This window comes from Flavobacterium sp. UGB4466, assembly GCF_903469665.1.
GTDB lineage: Bacteria > Bacteroidota > Bacteroidia > Flavobacteriales > Flavobacteriaceae > Flavobacterium > Flavobacterium lipolyticum.
This window is the reverse complement of sequence record NZ_CAGKLC010000005.1, coordinates 39609-59817: the sequence shown is the minus strand read 5'-3', so window position 1 is coordinate 59817 and position 20209 is coordinate 39609. Positions and strand designations below refer to the sequence as shown.

General features: G+C 36.1%; 19 protein-coding genes. 17 read left to right on the top strand and 2 right to left on the bottom strand.

Going from position 1 to position 20209, the window contains the following annotated elements; all coding sequences use genetic code 11:
• The first annotated feature begins 39 nt into the window (after positions 1 to 39).
• From JO950_RS02660 to dusB, 17 genes are all read left to right on the top strand, one after another.
• Positions 40 to 657: a 3-oxoacyl-ACP synthase gene (locus JO950_RS02660; protein WP_202700959.1), complete on the top strand. Its 618-nt coding sequence runs from the start codon at positions 40 to 42 to the stop codon at positions 655 to 657.
• 2 nt (positions 658 to 659) lie between these two features.
• On the top strand, positions 660 to 917 hold the full coding sequence (locus tag JO950_RS02655) for a phosphopantetheine-binding protein (RefSeq protein ID WP_202700958.1): 258 nt from the start codon (positions 660 to 662) through the stop codon (positions 915 to 917).
• Positions 918 to 1059: 142 nt separating this feature from the next.
• Entirely contained in the window at positions 1060 to 2262 is a 1203-nt protein-coding gene (locus tag JO950_RS02650; RefSeq protein WP_202700957.1) for a beta-ketoacyl synthase, read from the top strand.
• Positions 2253 to 3320 carry a beta-ketoacyl synthase N-terminal-like domain-containing protein gene (locus tag JO950_RS02645; protein ID WP_202700956.1) on the top strand — a complete coding sequence of 356 codons (1068 nt, stop codon included), beginning with the start codon at positions 2253 to 2255 and terminating at the stop codon, positions 3318 to 3320. The genes JO950_RS02650 and JO950_RS02645 overlap by 10 nt, the downstream gene beginning before the upstream one ends.
• Positions 3317 to 4093 (top strand): polysaccharide deacetylase family protein, encoded by a 777-nt coding sequence (locus JO950_RS02640; RefSeq protein WP_202700955.1) that lies wholly within the window; start codon positions 3317 to 3319, stop codon positions 4091 to 4093. Before JO950_RS02645 ends, JO950_RS02640 begins: the two co-directional genes overlap by 4 nt.
• A gap of 100 nt (positions 4094 to 4193) precedes the next feature.
• A complete protein-coding gene (locus JO950_RS02635) occupies positions 4194 to 4820 on the top strand; it encodes an outer membrane lipoprotein carrier protein LolA (RefSeq protein WP_202700954.1) in 627 nt (208 codons plus the stop codon).
• On the top strand, positions 4786 to 5424 hold the full coding sequence (locus tag JO950_RS02630; RefSeq protein ID WP_202700953.1) for a hypothetical protein: 639 nt from the start codon (positions 4786 to 4788) through the stop codon (positions 5422 to 5424). Before JO950_RS02635 ends, JO950_RS02630 begins: the two co-directional genes overlap by 35 nt.
• Before the next feature lie 37 nt (positions 5425 to 5461).
• On the top strand, positions 5462 to 6094 hold the full coding sequence (locus JO950_RS02625) for a porin family protein (protein WP_202700952.1): 633 nt from the start codon (positions 5462 to 5464) through the stop codon (positions 6092 to 6094).
• An 8-nt stretch (positions 6095 to 6102) separates the two neighbouring features.
• On the top strand, positions 6103 to 6717 hold the full coding sequence (locus JO950_RS02620) for an outer membrane beta-barrel protein (protein WP_202700951.1): 615 nt from the start codon (positions 6103 to 6105) through the stop codon (positions 6715 to 6717).
• Between the two features lie 7 nt (positions 6718 to 6724).
• Positions 6725 to 7096 (top strand): 3-hydroxyacyl-ACP dehydratase, encoded by a 372-nt coding sequence (locus tag JO950_RS02615; RefSeq protein ID WP_202700950.1) that lies wholly within the window; start codon positions 6725 to 6727, stop codon positions 7094 to 7096.
• 2 nt (positions 7097 to 7098) lie between these two features.
• Positions 7099 to 7584, top strand: a complete 486-nt coding sequence (locus JO950_RS02610) for a hypothetical protein (RefSeq protein WP_202700949.1) — start codon at positions 7099 to 7101, stop codon at positions 7582 to 7584.
• Between the two features lie 18 nt (positions 7585 to 7602).
• The gene (locus tag JO950_RS02605; RefSeq protein WP_202700948.1) at positions 7603 to 8790 is read left to right on the top strand and encodes a DUF2062 domain-containing protein; all 1188 of its coding nucleotides are present in this window, start codon (positions 7603 to 7605) and stop codon (positions 8788 to 8790) included.
• Between the two features lie 134 nt (positions 8791 to 8924).
• A complete protein-coding gene (locus JO950_RS02600; RefSeq protein ID WP_202700947.1) occupies positions 8925 to 12611 on the top strand; it encodes a 1-acyl-sn-glycerol-3-phosphate acyltransferase in 3687 nt (1228 codons plus the stop codon).
• Entirely contained in the window at positions 12608 to 14125 is a 1518-nt protein-coding gene (locus tag JO950_RS02595; RefSeq protein ID WP_202700946.1) for an NAD(P)/FAD-dependent oxidoreductase, read from the top strand. The genes JO950_RS02600 and JO950_RS02595 overlap by 4 nt, the downstream gene beginning before the upstream one ends.
• Positions 14126 to 14131: 6 nt before the next feature.
• Positions 14132 to 15799, top strand: a complete 1668-nt coding sequence (locus JO950_RS02590) for a C45 family peptidase (RefSeq protein WP_202700945.1) — start codon at positions 14132 to 14134, stop codon at positions 15797 to 15799.
• Positions 15796 to 17091 carry a phenylacetate--CoA ligase family protein gene (locus tag JO950_RS02585; protein WP_202700944.1) on the top strand — a complete coding sequence of 432 codons (1296 nt, stop codon included), beginning with the start codon at positions 15796 to 15798 and terminating at the stop codon, positions 17089 to 17091. The genes JO950_RS02590 and JO950_RS02585 overlap by 4 nt, the downstream gene beginning before the upstream one ends.
• 143 nt (positions 17092 to 17234) lie before the next feature.
• Positions 17235 to 18227 carry a tRNA dihydrouridine synthase DusB gene (gene dusB / locus JO950_RS02580; RefSeq protein WP_202700943.1) on the top strand — a complete coding sequence of 331 codons (993 nt, stop codon included), beginning with the start codon at positions 17235 to 17237 and terminating at the stop codon, positions 18225 to 18227.
• 56 nt (positions 18228 to 18283) lie between these two features.
• Here dusB and JO950_RS02575 read toward each other — a convergent pair whose 3' ends face one another.
• Together JO950_RS02575 and JO950_RS02570 are read right to left on the bottom strand one after the other, a co-directional pair.
• On the bottom strand, positions 18284 to 18646 hold the full coding sequence (locus JO950_RS02575; protein ID WP_202700942.1) for a hypothetical protein: 363 nt from the start codon (positions 18644 to 18646) through the stop codon (positions 18284 to 18286).
• Positions 18625 to 20052: an MATE family efflux transporter gene (locus JO950_RS02570; RefSeq protein ID WP_202700941.1), complete on the bottom strand. Its 1428-nt coding sequence runs from the start codon at positions 20050 to 20052 to the stop codon at positions 18625 to 18627. The genes JO950_RS02575 and JO950_RS02570 overlap by 22 nt, the downstream gene beginning before the upstream one ends.
• Between the last annotated feature and the right edge of the window lie 157 nt (positions 20053 to 20209).

The window sequence follows — 20209 nt, the reverse complement described above, 5'->3', positions numbered from 1 at the left end:
ATTCGTGCTAATTTGTGCAATTAGTGTTAAATTAAAATAATGAATCCAAACAAAACTAACATACAATCCTATTGTACCATCGAAAACAACGAAATTGTTTTGAACGGGACTTCGATATTCAAAATTGAACCCACAGATTTTGCTAATTTCTCGAAACAGGCCTATCGCAATTTTGACCTGCAATACCCAAAGTTTTTCAAAATGGATGCCTTGAGCAAACTGGCTTTTTTAGGAGCTGAACTGCTTTTGAGTCCGATAACTTCTGATGAAAAGGAGAACAATATTGCCTTGGTTTTGGCCAACAAATCCTCGAGTTTAGATACCGATGTTAAGTATCAGGAATCTATTTCCGACAAAGAAAACTACTTCCCGAGCCCGGCAGTTTTTGTTTATACCCTTCCAAATATTTGTCTGGGCGAAATAAGTATCCGCCATCAGCTGAAAAGTGAAAATTCTTTCTTTATATTTGATGCCTTTAACACCGAATTTATGTCCAATTATTCTACTATTCTTCTGAATACAAATAAAGCCGACAGGGTTCTTTGTGGCTGGGTAGAATTTTTCAACGACGATTACAAGGCTTTTCTTTGCACCATTAGCAAGGAAGAAAGTACAAAATATAACAACGAAACTATCAATACATTATACAATAAATAATCATGGAAGCATTAAAAGAAGAATTAAAAAACAAAATCATTACTACTTTAAACCTTGAAGATATCGCGATCGAAGATATTGCAGATAACGATCCTTTGTTTGGAGATGGTTTAGGTTTAGACTCCATTGATGCGCTTGAATTAATCGTGATTCTAGATAAAGATTACGGAATTAAACTGGTAGACCCAAAAGAAGGAAAAACCATTTTTCAATCCATCGAAACGATGGCGGCGTACATTAGCGCTAACAGAACTCTTTAGATTTTTAGATTGTTGGATTATCAGGTTTTTAGATTTCTTAAATGAAAATATTCAAAAATCTAATTCAAAATAGTTTTTAAAACTTTTATAAACCAAAAAGAATAGTCCAACAATCCAACAATCCAACAATCCAATAATCTAAATGAAAAAAGGTGTTGCAATAACCGGAATGGGAATTATCTCCTCGATTGGAAATTCAGTCGAAGAAAATTACATTTCGTTAATCGAAAATAAAGTTGCGGTAACGCGTATCGAAAACATTGAAACGATTCACGCTGCTATAAATAAGGTAGGTGAAATTAAAAAAACTAATGATGAATTGGTTCAGGAATTAGAACTTACTCCCGATAATAACTTTTCGAGGACTGCGATGATTGGCACTTTTGCAGCGAAACAGGCTGTTAAAAATGCCGGAATCACGGCGATAAACGAATTCAGAACCGGACTCATTTCGGCGACAAGCGTGGGTGGGATGGATATGACCGAAAAGCATTATTACGATTATTTCAAACATCCTGAACTTGTCAAATACATTACTTGTCATGATGCTGGCGATGTAGCCGAAAAAATTGCAGACGAACTCGGTTTAAAAGGAATTGTTACCACCATAAGTACCGCTTGTTCATCGGCAGCAAACGCAATTATGCTGGGTGCAAGACTTATAAAATCCGGGAAACTGGACCGCGTAATTGTTGGTGGAACCGACGCTCTGGCAAAATTTACAATCAACGGATTCAAAACCCTCATGATTTTATCTGACGATTACAACAAACCTTTCGACAACAACCGAAAAGGACTAAATCTGGGTGAAGCAGCCGCTTTTCTGGTTTTAGAATCCGATGAAGTAGTTCAGAAACAAAACAAAAAAGTTCTGGCCCGTGTTTCAGGTTATGGCAATGCCAATGATGCTTTTCATCAAACGGCTTCTTCAGAAAATGGAGACGGTGCTTACCTGGCCATGAAAAAAGCCTTTGACGTTTCGGGTTTAAAACCAAGTGAAATTGACTATATCAACGTGCACGGAACAGCTACTCCCAACAATGATTTGTCTGAAGGAAGAGCTATACTTCGAATTTACGGTGATGAAAAAGTACCCGATTTTAGTTCGACAAAACCTTATACAGGACATACTTTGGCAGCTGCTGCAGCCATTGAAGCTGTTTACAGCGTTCTGGCGATTCAGAATAATGTGGTTTACCCCAATCTGAATTTTGAAACTCCAATGGAAGAGTTTGACTTAAAACCGCAAACGACTTTAAAGAATAAAAATATTGAACATGTTCTGTCTAACTCTTTTGGGTTTGGAGGAAACTGTTCCACTCTTATCTTCTCAAAATGCAATTAAAAAAAACATATATAAATGGAATAGGTTGTATTTCGACTCAAAAAACATTTGATACTGTTTTTTTAGAAGAAGCCACACACAACCTCGACGAGAATGTACTTAAAATCGTTCCGCCGGTTTACAAGGATTATATTTCTCCTGCTGCCATAAGAAGAATGGCAAAAGGTGTGAAAAATGGAATCGTGGCCTCGGCAATTGCCATGAAAGATGCACAACTTGAAAATGTAGATGCCATTATTACCGGAACAGGATTAGGATGTATTGAAGATTCTGAAAAATTCCTGACCAACATCCTCGATAATAATGAGCAATTCTTAACACCAACTTCATTCATCCAGTCGACACATAATACGGTTGGCGCTCAAATTGCGTTGTTGCAAAAATGCAACGGTTACAATTTTACCTATGTCAATGGAGCTGTCTCTTTTGAATCGGCACTTTTAGATGCTAAAATGCAAATTGAGGAAGAAGAAGTACAGTCTGTTCTTGTGGGCGGTGTGGATGAAAATGGTGATTACACTACTGCGCTTTTTAAATTGTCAGGACGTATCAAACCAGACGGCCAGCAACCCTACAACCTTTTAGAGGCTACTACAGGCGGTGCCGTTTATGGAGAAGGTGCCAGTTTTTTTGTTCTGGAAAATGAACGAAAAGAGACTACCTATGCTGAAGTACTGGACATTGCCTTACTAAATACGCTGGAAGAAAATGAAATTGAAGCCGCAATCAGATCTTTTTTGAAATCCAATCAATTAGAAATTTCAGATGTCGATGCCTTGATTTTAGGATTTGACGGTAATGCAGATTTTGAAAATTATTATAAAAATCTAACCCAAAAGGACTTCGCTCAAACTCCGCAATTGTATTACAAACATTTGAGTGGTGAATACGATACCGCTTCGGCTTTTGCTTTATGGATGGCGTCTAAAATTTTAAAAACTCAGGAAATCCCTGAAATTATAAAAGTAAATTCAGTCGAAAGACCGGCTTATAATACGATTTTATTGTACAATCAGCTCAACGGAAAAAACCATAGTTTTACGTTACTTTCAAAATGATAACGCATAAAAACATTTCGTTATTCTTTCTCTTTGTATTGCTGCTACTGCTTCTTCTGAATCTCTATACAGCAATTAACGGAGCATGGTTTATCGCAATTGTTTTAATTTGGTTAGGCATAAATGCTGTGGGCTCTGCTGTAATTTCTTCTAATTATCATGTAAAAGCTTACTGCAATAATTCATTGGAAACCCAAAAGAAAATTGCGATTACCTTTGATGACGGACCCTCTATTTTTACTCCGGAAGTTTTGACTCTTTTAAAGAAATATGAGGTCAAAGCTACTTTTTTCTGCATCGGAAAAAACATCGAAACTCATCCTGAAATCGTACAACAAATTATAGCAGAAGGACATTTGGTTGGCAATCATTCGTACAGCCATTCTCCTTTTTTTGATTTTTACAATGCTACAAAAATCACGACTGAAATTCAGAAAACGGATGCTCTTTTAGAAAAGTACACCTCCAAAAAAATAAATTTTTTCCGCCCGCCCTACGGGGTTACGACACCCTCCATCCGAAGAGCTTTAAAACGTACCGGCCACAAAGTAATTGGGTGGAATATTCGTTCATTGGACGGTGGCACAACCAACCAAAGTTTAATTTTCAAACGAATCATAAAACGTATTTCTCCGGGAGGAATTGTACTTTTGCACGACACAGGAGTACACTCTGTTTTAGTACTGGAACAGTTTTTGCAATTTTTGCAGCAAAACAATTATAAAGTAATTTCAACCGAAGAACTTTTGAATCTGAAAGCTTATGAAAACTGAACGCGGATGAAGCTGATTCGCTTACGCGAAGACGCGGATAAAAAACGGATTTTAATCCTTTAATCTGTAGCAAACTAATAAAGCACAATTCGTAATAAATATGAAAACTAAAATAGCACTCTTAATTTTATTTATCTCAGGCAATTTGTTGGCTCAGGAACAAAAAATGTCTGATGCCGAAATTAATGCTTTCAAGCAGGATGTAAATGTAGTTTCCAAAAAAATCAAAACCCTGAGTACCGATTTTGTTCAGTACAAACACTTGGACTTTTTATCGAAAGATATTGAGACTTCGGGAAAAATGATTTTTAAAGAACCTTCTTTACTGCAATGGCAATACAAGAAACCATACAATTACAGCATTGTTTTTAAAAACGGGAAAATCCTGATTAACGACGAAGGGAAGAAAAGTGCCGTTGATATGGGTAACAGTAAAATCTTTGGCAGAATCAACAAATTGATTGTCGGAAGCGTAAGCGGTAATATGTTTGACGATAAGGAGTTTGTCATTTCTTATTTCAAATCAAAGGGACAGAATATCGCTAAGTTTGTTCCTAAAGATGCCACTTTAAAAAAATACATCAAACAAATTGAACTGACTTTCGACAAAGAAGAAGCAACTGTCGTTCAGGTAAAACTCTTAGAATCCTCTGAAGATTATACCCGAATTGTACTTAAAAATAAAGTGATCAATGCAAAAATCGACGATTCAGTTTTTACTAATTAATTGCTTCCTTGCAATTGTTCTGGTTTCTTGTGGTTCTGTCACAAAAAACTATACTCCTAAAAAATTAGACCGAACGTCTTATCAGGTCCCTTATTTCGCAGATTCAAAAACCGATTACGTGTATAAAACCAACATTACGGTTTACGGCCATGAAATGTCTGGAATTTTCATCGCCAAAAAAATCAATGACACTACACATCGTATTGTTTTTACAACAGAATTTGGCAACAAATTAATGGATTTTGAGATTTCTGAAACAGCCTTTAAAATCAATTCGATTGTATCCGAACTAGACCGAAAAATCCTTATCAATACCTTAAGAGAAGATTTTCGCTTGCTGCTGAAAAAAGATTATATCTTTCAACAACAATTCGAAAACGAATCAGCTGACATCTATAAATCACAGGATGGAAAAAAACGTGACAACTATCTTTTTGTCTCCAAAAAAGACCAAAAGTTAGAAAAGGTCGTTCAGTCTTCTAAAACAAAAGAAAAATTTACACTGACATTTAGTTCAGAAAACAATATTTTTGCGGAGAAAATTTTGATTAATCATCAAAATATTAAGCTGAAAATTGAATTAAATTATTTGAAATCAGAGTAAAAATTTAAACTAAACCTAAACTTAAACCAAACCAAAAATGAAAAAAATAACCGTAATTGCCTTTGTTTTATGTATTGGAGTTATAACGTCAAATGCCCAGGTAAAGGTTAGTCCGGGATTACGCGGAGGTTTAAATATATCGGATTTAAGTAATATGCCGGGGAATAGCAGTTCAAAATCTGATTTTTATGTGGGTGCGTTAATGGCTATAAAATTCAATAAATATTTTACGCTGCAGCCCGAGTTAAATTATTCCAGACAAGGCGCTGATATTCGTTTGTCTTACTTAGATTTTGACAACAATACTTCCCGTCGCAGAAGCCAGAAAGCCGAAATCAACTATCTTACACTTGGAGCTGTGGCTAAATTTAATTTTAAAGGAAAAGGTTTCCACGTATTAGCAGGACCATCAATAGATTTAAAAACCAATGATAATTTTGACAAATTTGGCGAGAACCCTGTTGATGTTGACTTTGCTATTGTTGGCGGAGTTGGATATACCCTTCCAAACGGATTAACTTTTGAAGCCCGATTGAAACAAGGATTAGTTGATATTTATGGCTACGACGGATATGATTATGATAATGATAATAACAGACGCTATTATGATGACATTACTTTAAATCAGGTTTTCCAGATTGGTATTAGTTACACGTTCAAAGTAAAATAATTTAAATCATGAACAAAAGAAATTTAATAATTATCGTATTGGCCTTGTTTGCCATAACAAGTTCACAGGCACAAGTTACCTTTAAACCTGGTCTGAGAGCAGGAGCTTCTTTTTCTACATTCTCCAATACACGTTCCGACTATAAAACTGATTTTTATATTGGAGGTTTTGGTGAAATCAAATTGACTAAAATTTACACTTTACAACCGGAAATCACGTATAGCCAGCAAGGAGCGAGTAACGTTAAAACTTTTATCAGTTATAATAATGGCAATGATGTTGTGAGTTCGAAAGATTTAGAAATTGATTATCTTTCCATTGCTGTAGTCAATAAATTTACTTTAAAAAATGGCTTTCAGTTTCAGGCTGGGCCCACTTTAGATTTTAGATTACAAGACAACTTGCTTTATGAAAAATCAGATATTGATCTGGCTTTTATAATGGGTATTGGTTATAGATTACCTTCCGGATTGACTTTTGAGGCCCGTTTCAAAAAAGGAATTGTGGATGTTCTTGATAGTGATTATTACGGCAGCAACGGTAACAATAATGATTATTGGTTTAGAGATTATAATACAAATGTTAGTTTTCAAATAGGTGTTTCTTATCCTTTTGGCAGATAAAAAAAATATGCTTTTAAAATTCTTTTACAAAGTTCTTTCCGAAGAAAAAACAGGAGATTCTAAATACACAATTTCGATTCTGATCAATGAAAAACACGACGTTTTCAAAGGTCATTTCCCGGGCAATCCGATTATGCCTGGAGTTTGCATGATTCAGATTATTAAAGAACTTACGGAGTCTATCACCAAAAGTACTTTGATCATGCAGACACTTTCCAATGTGAAATTTATGGCGCTAATCAATCCCGAAGTAAATCCGGAATTACGCTTAGAACTTGATATTGTTACAACAGAAGAAGATTTGGTTAAGGTGAAAAACACCACTTATTTTAACGACACCGTTGCGCTGAAACTGAGCAATGTGTACAAAAAAATATAACTATGAAATTAGTATTGTCATTGTTTTTATGGGTTCATTTTGTGAGTACTCCGGATTTGTCCAGCATCAGAAAAATGTATGCCGACGTCACAAAATCAGAAGCAAACGCTAAAGAATTTTCAGAAAAACTTTCTGGTATTTCTGCCAACGATGATAAAATTCTGGTAGCCTATAAAGCGGCTTCTATTTTATTGGATTCGAAATTTAAAAACCGGTTAAAAGATAAAATGGATCGTTTTAAAGAAGGCGCAAAGTTATTGGAAGCCACTATAAAAAATGATCCCAATAATATCGAAATGAGAATGATTCGGCTGAGTATTCAGGAGAACGTTCCTGGAATTACCGGCTATAGAAAAAACATTAAAGAAGACAAAAAATACCTCACCGAGCATTACGCAGAGCAAAGTGCTGCTTTAAAAGAATATCTAAAAAACTTTGTTTTACAATCAAAGAGTTTCTCTGAGAAAGAGAAACAATTTGTGAAGTAGATAAAGGAAAAAAAACTCATGATACCTACTTTACCACAGCAGGAATTACTAAACGCTACAAATTTTTGTGTGATTGTACCCACGTACAATAATCACAAAACATTGAAAAGAGTGTTGGATTCTGTTTTAGATTTCACTTCAAATGTCATTATTGTTAATGACGGTTCGACCGACGAAACTTCTGAAATTCTGAAACACTATTCGCAATACACTCAGATTCATCATCCTAAAAATCTGGGAAAAGGAAGAGCTTTACGAAATGGTTTCAGAAAAGCAATCGAATTAGATTTTGAATACGCGATTACAATTGATTCAGACGGACAGCATTTTGCTACCGATATTCCGAATTTTATTGCCGAGATTCAAAACCAACCTAATTCTTTATTGATTGGGAGCCGAAATATGACTCAGGAAAATGTTCCTAAAAAGAGCAGTTTCGGAAATAAGTTTTCTAATTTCTGGTTTAAATTTGAAACCGGAATTCAACTCGACGATACTCAATCCGGTTACCGACTGTATCCTTTGAAACTCATTCCGAAACAATTTTATACCAATAAGTTTGAATTCGAAATTGAAGTAATTGTGCGCTCTGCCTGGAAAGGTATTGTGGTTAAAAATATTCCTGTTCAAATTTTGTACGATCCTGCTGAACGTGTTTCTCATTTTCGTCCGTTTAAAGACTTTACCCGCATCAGCATATTAAATACCGTTTTGGTCATTTGGGCATTGCTGTACATCAAACCCAGAGACTTTTTTAGAAAAGCAAAAAAAAAAGGTTTTAAAAAATTCTTTTTGGAAGACATTTTAGAAAGTAGTGATTCCAATTTTAAAAAATCGGCAGCAATTGCTTTGGGAATTTTTATCGGAATTTCTCCTTTTTGGGGGTTCCAAACCATCCTGCTTTTAACTTTTGCTACCTTATTTAAGCTTAACAAAGTGATTGCTTTTTTAGCTTCCAATGTGAGTTTTCCGCCTTTCATTCCTTTTGTTATTTACGGATCTTTAAAAATGGGAAGTTACTTTGTTTCAAACGATGTTATGCTTACTGCAAATGGTTCGGTTACACTCGATGATATTCAAAAAAATGCAACACAATATATCGTGGGAAGTCTTATTTTAGCATCCGTTTTAGCGCTCTCAGCAGGTCTGGTAAGTTATTTACTTTTAACCGCTTTCAGCGCGAAGAACAAAACAAAGATTACATAATGTTTTGCCACAGATTGAAAGAATTAAACGGATTTTTTTCGCCACGAATTTCACAAATTAGCACAATTTAATTGGCGAAAATTCGTGAAATTCGTGGCGAAAAAAACTGTAAGCAAAAACAATACTAAATAAACATGCATCAATATTTCTACGCCATTCATCTATTTGTAAACCGAAGAAAATCTTTATCGGTTATTCTGGCTATTTTGATCCTTTTTGTTTTTGGCTTTTTTGCCTCTCAAATTAAATTTGAAGAGGATATCACCAAACTGATTCCCACGAATGATAAAACAGATGTCACGGCAAAAGTGCTTAAACAGCTTAATTTTGCTGATAAAACTACGGTTATTTTCAAACTCGATAAAAACGGAACCGAAGACGATCTAAAAGAAATGGCAACTGCTTTTTCAGACAGTGTCACTCAGTCCTGCAAGCCCTATGTAAGCGGTATTCAGGGAAAAATTGACGAAGAAAATATTCAGGAAACCATTGATTTCGTCTACCGCAATCTGCCTCTTTTCCTGGAAAATAAAGATTACGAAGTCCTGCAAAGTAAACTTCAAAAAGACAGTATCGCGGCGACAGTTCAGGGAAATTATAAATCAATTATCGCTCCATCCGGATTTATCACGAAAGATTTTATTTTACAGGATCCGTTAGGAATCTCCTTTATCGCTTTAAAAAAATTACAGCAATTAAATATTGGTGACGATTTTACGCTTGACAATGGTTTTGTTATGACCAAAGACAAAAAGAAATTACTTCTTTTTATTACCTCAAATCTTCCTTCAAGCGAAACCGAACAGAATACCATTTTTGCAGCAAAACTGAAATCCATTCAGGACAATCTGAATCAGAAATTCAAAACCAAAACCTCGATTCATTATTTTGGCTCTGCCCTGATTGCAGTCGCAAATGCCAATCAAATCAAAAGTGATATCATCCTGACCACATCAATCGCGATGTTTACACTGATGCTCATTTTGATTTTGTTTTATAGAAAAGTATTGATTCCGATAATTATTTTTCTTCCTACTGTTTTTGGCGCTTTGTTTGCCATCGCCTTTTTATACTTTGCAAAAGAACAAATTTCTGCTATTTCATTAGGAATTGGTTCTATTTTATTGGGAATCACCATTGATTATTCCCTTCATATTCTCACACACTACAAGCACAACAGCGATATAAAAACCTTGTACAAAGACATTACTATGCCGGTAATCATGAGCAGTTCAACAACGGCTGTTGCCTTTTTGTGCCTGCTTTTTGTAAAATCAGATGCCTTAAATGACTTGGGGATTTTCGCTGCCGTTATCGTAATGGCTTCTGCATTTTTCTCTCTTTTAATTATTCCGCATCTCTACAAACCAAAAGAGAATAACGTAGAACACAAGAAAAATGTGATTGATAAACTGGCTCATTTTTCCTTTCACAACAACAAATTTCTGATTGGTTTTTGTGTTTTAATAGTTATTGTTTCCTGCTTTACTTATAAGAATGTGGGGTTCAACAACGATTTGTCACAACTGAATTTTATTCCGACAGAAATAAAAGCGGCTGAAAAAGATCTGGAAGAAAGCACTAGCCTAACCTCCAAAACTATCTATATCGCAGCCTACGGAAATAGTATGGAAGAGGTTTTACGAAATAACACTGCCCTGTTCTCCGATTTATCAAAAGAAAAACAAAACGGCAAAATATTGAATTTTAGTTCTGTTGGCGGTATTATGCTTTCGCAAAAGGAGCAACAGCAAAAAATCGATCGCTGGAATTCGTTTTGGGACACCAACAAAAAACAGCTTCTACAAACAGACCTAATTTCTGAAGGTTCCAAACTCGGATTTAAACCTACTACTTACACCGCTTTTTTTGAGCATTTGAATTTCAATTTCAAACCCATTTCCGCACAGGAATATTTGAAAATACAGGCTTTACAGCTGAAAGAATTTGTAACCGAAAAAAACGGATTCTTCACCATTTCTACTCTCGTAAAAGTGAGTCCTGAACAAAGAGATTCTTTCGTAAAATCAACTGAGACGAAACAAAATCTGATTGCAATTGATCGCCAGCAGATGAATGAAACGTTTTTCAGTACTTTAAAAACCGATTTCAACACACTGGTAAATTATTCGTTTATAGCAGTGATTCTGATTTTATTTTTCTTTTTCCGAAGACTGGAATTGGTTATTGTAAGCTGTATCCCAATTGCTTTAACGGGAATTGTTACGGCTGGGATTATGGGTGTTTTTGGACTTCAGATGAATATATTCAGCTTGATCGTCTGTACCCTGATTTTTGGTCATGGTGTCGATTTCAGTATTTTTATGACCAGCGCCCTTCAAAAAGAATACACGACCGGGAAAAACGAAATTGCTATTTATCGAACCTCTATCATTCTTGCCGTAATCACCACTATTTTAGGAATCGGTGCAATGATTTTTGCTAAGCATCCGGCCTTGCGATCTATTTCATCAGTGTCACTAATCGGGGTTTTTGCGGCCCTTATTATTACGTTTATTTTCTATCCTATTCTTTTTAAAATATTCATTTCAAACCGTTCAAAAAAAGGAAATCCTCCGTTTGTCTTACGCACTTTTATACACGGTGTCATCTCTTTTTTCTATTACGGTATGGGCGGAATCTTGATGTCGCTTTTCAGTATCACTATTATGCCGCTGCTGCCGATTAAGGAGAAAACAAAAATGAAAGCCTTCCGATACGTGATCTCAAAATTCATGAAATCGGTATTGTATTCCAATCCGTTTATTCATAAAAAAGTCGTCAATAAATTTGGAGAAACCTTCGAAAAACCGGCCATTATTATTGCCAACCATTCTTCGTTTATTGATATTTTGGCAATGGGAATGCTGAGCCCTAAAATTATATTTTTAGTAAGCGACTGGGTGTACAACTCTCCTATTTTTGGCGGTACCGTCAGAAAAGCAGGTTTTTATCCGGTTTCGGAAGGAATTGAAGGCGGAGTAGAACATTTGCGCCAAAAAGTAAACGAAGGGTATTCGTTAATGATTTTCCCAGAAGGAACGCGTTCTGAGAGCAATCAGGTCAAACGTTTTCATAAAGGAGCCTTTTATCTGGCTGAGGAATTTAATCTGGATATTATTCCTGTGGTCATTCACGGAGCTTCAGAAGCGATTCCAAAAGGCGATTTTGTCATTCATCACAGCCATCTTACGATTTCAATCTTGGAACGAATTTCTCCGGACAATACTTCTTTTGGAAAAAATTATGCTGAGAGAACCAAACAAATGAGTGCTTTTTTTAAAGAAGAGTACCACAAAATCCGTCAACAATTAGAAGGTCCGGACTATTTCAAAAAAATGATTTTACACAGTTTCGATTATAAAGAAATCGAAATCATCCATAACGTCAAGAGCGATTTAAAAGAGCATCTGGAAGTCTATTATCGTTTAAACAAACAGCTTTCGGCAAAAGACAGGATACTCCATTTATCCAATGATTATGGACAATTAGATGTGTTACTAAGCTTGCAGGAGCCTCAGCGAAAAATAACTTCGTTTAATTTTGACGAAGAAAAACGAGCGATTTCAAAAACCAATTATTTCCTCAAAAAAAGAAAAATCTCTTATTTAGATACGCTTGAACCGGCTTTGCAAAATCAATATGATGTTCTTTTGATTTCCGATAAAAATCAAGCCAATGATCTTGAAAAAATCATTTCTCTAACTTCTACGGTAATCTTGCTCAATCCTTCTGATTTAAAAAACACTTTGATTACATTTGATTTTGAATGTGTTTTTGAAGATAACAGTATAATTGTATTAAAGAAAAAAGGAGCATGAAAGAACATTACGATGTTGTAATTGTTGGCAGTGGATTGGGTGGATTAGTCTCTTCGATTATTCTCGCCAAAGAAGGTTATAGCGTCTGCGTACTTGAAAAAAACAATCAGTATGGTGGAAATCTCCAGACTTTTGTACGTGACAAAACCATTTTTGATACCGGAATTCATTACATCGGAGGCTTAGAAAAAGGACAAAATCTGTTCAAATATTTCAACTATTTGGGCATTATGGAGCATCTTAACCTCAAAAAAATGGACGATAACGGTTTTGACATCATCTCTTTTGAAGACGATCAAAACGAATATCCTCATGCACAGGGTTACGCTAATTTTACTTCTCAATTGGAACATTTTTTTCCGGAAGAAAAAACCGGTATTGAGGAATACTGCAAAAGAATCAAAACAATTTGCGAATCTTTTCCGCTCTACAATTTAGAATGGGAAGGTAAATACGATAATGAAATCTTAGGCTTAAACGCCAAACAGACGATCGATGAATGCACCCAAAATGAAAAACTGAAAGCTGTTCTTGCCGGTTCTAATTTTTTGTATGCCGGAATTGCCGACAAAACACCTTTTTATGTTCATGCCCTTTCTGTAAATTCTTATATTCAAAGTTCGTGGCGCTGCATCAATGGCGGAAGTCAGATTACCAAGCAGCTTTTAAAACAGCTTAAAAAATATGGTGGTGAATTTTACAAATACAAAGAAGTTACCCGTTTTAATGTTGAAGATAAAAAAGTAACTTCGGTAAACATGAAGGACGGGACCAATGTTTCCGGTACTTATTTTATCTCAAACATAGAGCCTAAAACAACTCTTAAAATGACCGGTGAGGAACACTTCCGAAAATCATTTTACAGTAGAGTTCAAAGTCTTGAAGGTGTAATTTCGGCGTTTAGTCTGTACATTGTCTTTAAACCAAAAACTTTTAAATACATCAATCATAACCATTATCATTTTAAGAAAAGCAGCGAAGTCTGGACCGCTCATAACTATGATGATGATTCCTGGCCAAAAGGCTTTATGGCCTCAATGAATACCTCCAAAAAACAGGAAGAATGGGCAGAAGGAATGACTTTTATTACCTACATGAAATACGATGATGTAATCCCGTGGGCAGATACTTTTAACACTACCGTTGAAGAAAATGACCGCGGAGAGAGTTACGAAGAATTTAAATCCAGAAAGGCAACGAAATTCTTAGACGAAATCGAACTAAAATTTCCGGGGATCAAAAATTGCATTCAATCCGTTCATACTTCAACACCACTCTCCTATCGCGATTATATTGGCGGGCACAATGGCAATATGTACGGATATGTTAAGGATTCGAATAATCCGATGAAAACGCTGATTCCCTCAAAAACCAAACTGGATAATTTGTATCTTACGGGCCAAAGTATCAACATGCATGGGGTTCTCGGAGTAACTATTGGAGCCGTGGTAACCTGTTCTGAAATTGTTGGTAAAGAATATTTGGTAAACAAAATCAATCAGGCATCTGAATAAAAAGCTATGAAAAACCGAATTATATTCTTTTTATTTATCGGTTTTTTAACGATGTTGGCCTCTTGTGGAACATCAAAATCAATGCGACACCAGCCTGAGATTGCCAAATACAATGCGACAAAACCTGTTGTCACTAAACTATCGGACAGTATTTTTATTTCCGGAAAAAATTCGCTTTTAAAAAACAGACAAGGCCTTTGGGAATTGTATGCCGAAGGCGATCCGTTAGAAATCGGACTCAACACGGGTGCTTTATCAGATTCGCTTTTAAAAAAACAAGAACGTATTTTCTTCTCTAAAATACAGGATATCGTTCCGTCAAAATTTCAACAGAAACTCCTTCGCCATTTCCTGAAATGGTACAATCGAAAACTATATTTGAATGTTCCGGAAGAATATCAAACCGAAATTTTTGGAGTTTCACAATACACCTCTCCTGATTTTAATAACATTGCACCACGATACCAGCGCAGTCTGTACCTGCATGCTGCACACGATATTGGCCATGCCCTGCAGGATTTGGCTTTAGTGGGCTGTTCATCCTTTGCAGCATGGGGAGAAAAATCGGAAGACGGAAATTTAATCCTCGGACGCAACTTTGATTTTTATGTGAATGATGCTTTCGCAGAAAATAAAATCGTGGCGTTTATCAATCCGAAAGAAGGTCACAAATTTATGATGATTACCTGGCCCGGAATGATTGGTGCGGTTTCCGGAATGAATGAAAAAGGACTAACGGTTACCATTAATGCCGGAAAATCTGAAATTCCGTTGATTGCCAAAACACCCATTTCAATTCTTACCCGCGAAATATTACAGCACGCCAAAAACATAAACGAAGCAATTGCTATTGCCAAAAAAAGAGCCGTTTTTGTATCCGAATCAATTATGGTGGGAAGTGCCGAAGATAACAAAGCCGTTCTGATTGAAGTCACCCCTCAAAAAATGGACGTTTACGAGACTCCAAACAGCAATCAATTATTTTGTTCGAATCATTTTCAGGGAGAAGATTTAAAAAACGAAAAACGCAATCGCTTCCAAATGGCCAACAGTCATTCTGAATATCGTATGGAAAAGATGAAGGAACTTTTTTCTCAAAATCCGAAAATCGATCCTAAAATTGCCTCTGAAATTCTTCGAAATAAAGAGGGTTTAAATAATATTAGTTTGGGATATGGTAATGAAAAAGCACTTAACCAGCTGATGGCTCATCACGGTGTTATCTTTAAACCTGCTACAAAACAAGTTTGGGTATCCACAAATCCGTATCAATTAGGCGAATTTGTGTGTTATAATCTGGATACCATTTTTAAAGAAAGAAAAACAGATCGCATTGTTTCCTTACAGCAAGTAAATTTAGACATTCCGAAAGATCCTTTTTTAGAAACAATAGCCTATAAAAATTACCAAAAATTTAGAGTCGAAGACCACAAATTTGATTCGTATCTGAAAAACAAAGAAACAATAAGTCCTGAATTCATACCGAATTACCAATCGTTAAACCCTGATAATTGGGTTGTGTATTACAAAGCAGGGTTGTACTTTTATCAAAAAAAAGAGTACCGTCTTTCTCAGTCCAATTTTGAAAAAGCACTAACAAAAGAAATCACAACTGTTCCTGACAAAACAGTCATTGAAAAATATTTAAAAAAAATCAAAAGAAAATTACAATGATTCCATTAATAGAAAAAAAATCTCTAGAAGAAATTAAAATTTTTCAAGAGCAGAAGTTAGCGGAACTATTACACTATATCAGTCAAAATTCTCCTTTTTACAAACGTCTTTTCGCCGGACAAAACATTGATCTTTCGAAGATTAAAACCCTGGAAGATTTACAGCATTTACCCGTAACAACAAAAGAAGATTTACAAGAGTACAACGATGATTTTTTATGTGTTCCGCAACATCAGATTATTGATTATGCTTCTACTTCCGGAACTCTGGGTGATCCCGTTACTTTTGGTTTAACCGATTCTGATCTGGATCGTCTGGCTTATAACGAAGCCATTTCGTTTGCCTGCGCCGGAATTGCCGAAGGTGATGTGGTACAGCTGATGACGACAATTGACAGAAAGTTTATGGCCGGTCTGGCTTATTTTCTGGGATTGCGAAAATTAAAAGTGGGGGTAATCCGCGTTGGTGCCGGAATTCCGGAATTGCAATGGGATTCCATTTTAAAATACAAACCGTCTTACCTGATTACCGTTCCTTCCTTTTTACTGAAATTAATCGAATATGCCGAAGCACACGGAATTGATTACAACAACTCCAGCATAAAAGGCGCCATTTGTATTGGCGAACCTTTGCGAAATCAGGATTTTTCAATGAATACTCTGTCAAACAAAATCACCGAAAAGTGGAATATTAAGTTGTTCTCCACTTATGCGTCTACCGAAATGAGCACCGCTTTTACCGAATGTGAACACGGTGTTGGCGGTCATCATCATCCGGAATTGATCATTGTTGAAGTTTTAGATGAAAATAATAGGCCTGTAAAAGAAGGTGAAATTGGCGAATTGACTTTTACCACTTTAGGTATTGAAGCCATGCCTTTACTGCGTTTTAAAACCGGAGATATTGTACAACTACACAACGGTCCTTGTGCCTGCGGAAGAAATACCTTGCGTGTTGGTCCGGTGGTTGGCCGCAAAAAACAAATGATCAAATACAAAGGTACAACACTTTATCCGCCAGCGATGAATGATGTTCTGAGTGGTTTTGACAATATCGAAAATCATATTATCGAGATCTCTACCAACGATTTAGGAACCGATGAGATCCTGATAAAAATAGCCGTAAAAAATCAGACTCCCGAATTCTTGCAGGAGATCAAAGATCATTTCAGAGCCAAATTAAGAGTAACCCCAAAAATTGAATTCGCTCCAAAAGAAGCGTTGAATCCTTTGGTTTTTAACCCTATGAGCCGAAAACCTATTCGTTTTTTTGATTACCGAGTTACGGTTTAAAGTTGCTAAGATACTGAGATTCTAAGGATCTAAGTTTCTCTTTTACTATTTAATAAGAATGAAAACTCAGAACCTTAGCATCTTAGAGACTTAGAATCTTTTAAATTGAACTAAATGTTGTAATTTTGCAAAAAATATTGAAGATGGTCAAGATTGGCAACATAGAATTACCCGAATTTCCTTTATTACTCGCACCGATGGAAGATGTGAGCGATCCACCGTTTCGCAGATTGTGCAAAACGCATGGCGCTGACTTAATGTATTCTGAATTTATTTCGTCGGAAGGATTAATTCGTGATGCTATCAAAAGTCGAATGAAGCTGGATATTTTTGATTACGAACGTCCTGTTGGAATCCAGATTTTTGGTGGTGATGAAGAAGCAATGGCACTTTCGTCTAAAATTGTTTCTGCCGTAAAACCGGATTTGGTGGATATTAACTTTGGATGTCCGGTAAAAAAAGTAGTTTGCAAAGGTGCCGGAGCCGGAGTTTTGAAAGATGTTGATCTGATGGTACGTTTAACCAAAGCAGTGATCAGAAGTACCGATTTACCTGTAACGGTAAAAACGCGTTTGGGCTGGGATGACAGCTCTATTAATATTGATGAAGTAGCCGAAAGGCTTCAGGATATTGGTGTTCAGGCTCTGACGATTCACGCCAGAACCCGTGCACAAATGTATAAAGGCCATTCTGATTGGTCGCACATTGCACGTGTAAAAAACAACCCAAGAATCACCATGCCTATTTTTGGAAATGGCGATATCGACAGTCCTGAGAAAGCATTAAAATATAAAAATGAATACGGTATCGACGGGATCATGATTGGTCGCGCTGCGATTGGTTATCCATGGATTTTTAACGAAATCAAGCACTACTTTAATACCGGTGAGTACTTACCTTCCCCTACCGTAATTGATCGTGTTGAAGCGGCCAGAAATCATTTGCAATGGTCTATGGATTGGAAAGGCGAACGCTTGGGAATTGTAGAAATGCGCCGTCATTACACCAATTATTTCAAAGGAATCCATTCGTTTAAAGAATACAAACAAAAACTGGTTACTACAGACGAACCTGAAAATCTTTTCGCTGTTATGAAAGAAATCGAAGAGGTTTATGCCGGATATGAGTTTGTTTAAAATATAAAAAAGAGGAAGTTTCATTTACATGGCTTCCTCTTTTTGCATAAAATCATTTAATTCTCAAACTCAAGAAATGCATCATTTTCAAAATAAAAAATGAATGCATCAAACAATTGATTAATGGATGGATTTTCTAATTCTTCTTTTGCATTTTCTACCACATCTTCAATGCTTGCAGCATCCAAGGTTTCTATCCAACCCATTTCTTTTACTTGTTTTGGCAAATATTCATCTGAGTCTGGTGCAAAATCACGACTATCAAGTGAAAAAATTCCTAAGGTATCTAAATTCCATTCGCCAGAATTTGGTGGAAGATAAAACCATTCTAAATTCTTTTCCGGATGTGATAATACGTCTCTAATACTTATTAATTCCATACTATTTTCACTTAAAATTACACCTGCACACGTTTCCATTTTCCTTTTTTATAAAAGAAAATCCCTGCTAAAGTAATAGCCGTTTCAGCAACCGGAATTGCAATGAAAACACCTTTTGGTCCCATATTAAAATGTTTTGCCAGCACAAATGCCAACGGAATCTGAAACAGCCAAAATCCAAAGAAATTAATTCCTGTTGGTGTCCAGGTATCTCCCGCCCCATTAAATGTGTTGATCAAAACCATCCCGATTCCGTAAAAAATAAATCCGATACTCATAATCTGTAACGCTTCAACAGCAATGGTTTTTACCATTTCGTCATTGGTAAAAAATGAAATGATATATTCTCCAAAACACAAGGTAATGATCATAATCGTTGCCATAAAGATGACATTGTATTTTGCTGTGGTATAAACCGATTTCTCGGCGCGCTCAATTTGTTTGGCTCCTAAATTTTGTCCTACCAAAGTCGCAGCGGCATTACTCAATCCCCAGGCCGGAAGAATAAAAAACATCATTATTCTAAGAGCGGTCTGATAACCTGCCGATCCGTGATCTCCTCCCGTTGTTGCTACCAGCTGTGCCAGAAAAATCCAACTACAGGAAGCGATCACAAACTGTAATACGCCCGGTGCTGCAATTTTTACTAAGGCATTTATCTGTTTAAAATCCGGTAAGAGGTAGGACATTTTAATTTTCAAAACTCCATTTCCATAGAACAAGTGATAAATTTGATACAGGACACCAATACTTCTTCCGGTAGTGGTGGCGATCGCAGCACCAAGTAAACCAAGCGCAGGAATTTCGGCAAAACCATTAATTAGTATCGGGCATAAAATAATATTACAAATATTGGCAATCCAAAGACTTTTCATAGCGATTGCAGCATTTCCGGCACCACGGAAGATTCCATTAATCAGAAATAAAAGCGTAATACTTAAACTGGAACCAATCATAATCTGGGTATACCTAAAACCATGCTCGGCCGCATCTGCAGATGCTCCCATTAAAAGGAGAATATCTTTGGCATAGATAATTCCAAAAATGCTTAAAAAAACACTTAACACAAATGCAATAACGATGGCCTGCATCCCTGCTTTTGCAGCAGCGACGGGATCTTTTTCTCCAATACGCCTTGCTACCACTGCAGTTGCTGCCATACTTAACCCGATGTCAATAGAATATATAATGGTTAAAACCGATTCGGTTAATCCAACCGTCTGGATTGCAAAACTGCTGTGCTCCAAATGCCCGACAAAATACAAATCGACTAAAGCAAAAACAGATTCCATCATCATTTCCAAAACCATCGGAATGGCTAATAGAATGACTGCTTTTTTAATGCTTCCTGCGGTATAATCAAAAGACTCATCTCCTTGGAGAGCCTGTTTTAAAGTCGTGTAAATTTTAGAAAATAGATTTTTCTGTATGGTAGTTTCTGTCATAATAAATTAAGATAAATGATAAAATTTGTCCAAATGCAACGATCTGAACTCAAAAAACAAACGTAAGTATCCTAATTATTCTAAAAATAAAATAGGACTAAGCAGAAACTATCATATGCTGTAGATTTTTAAGACGGTAAATATAGGTAATATTTTT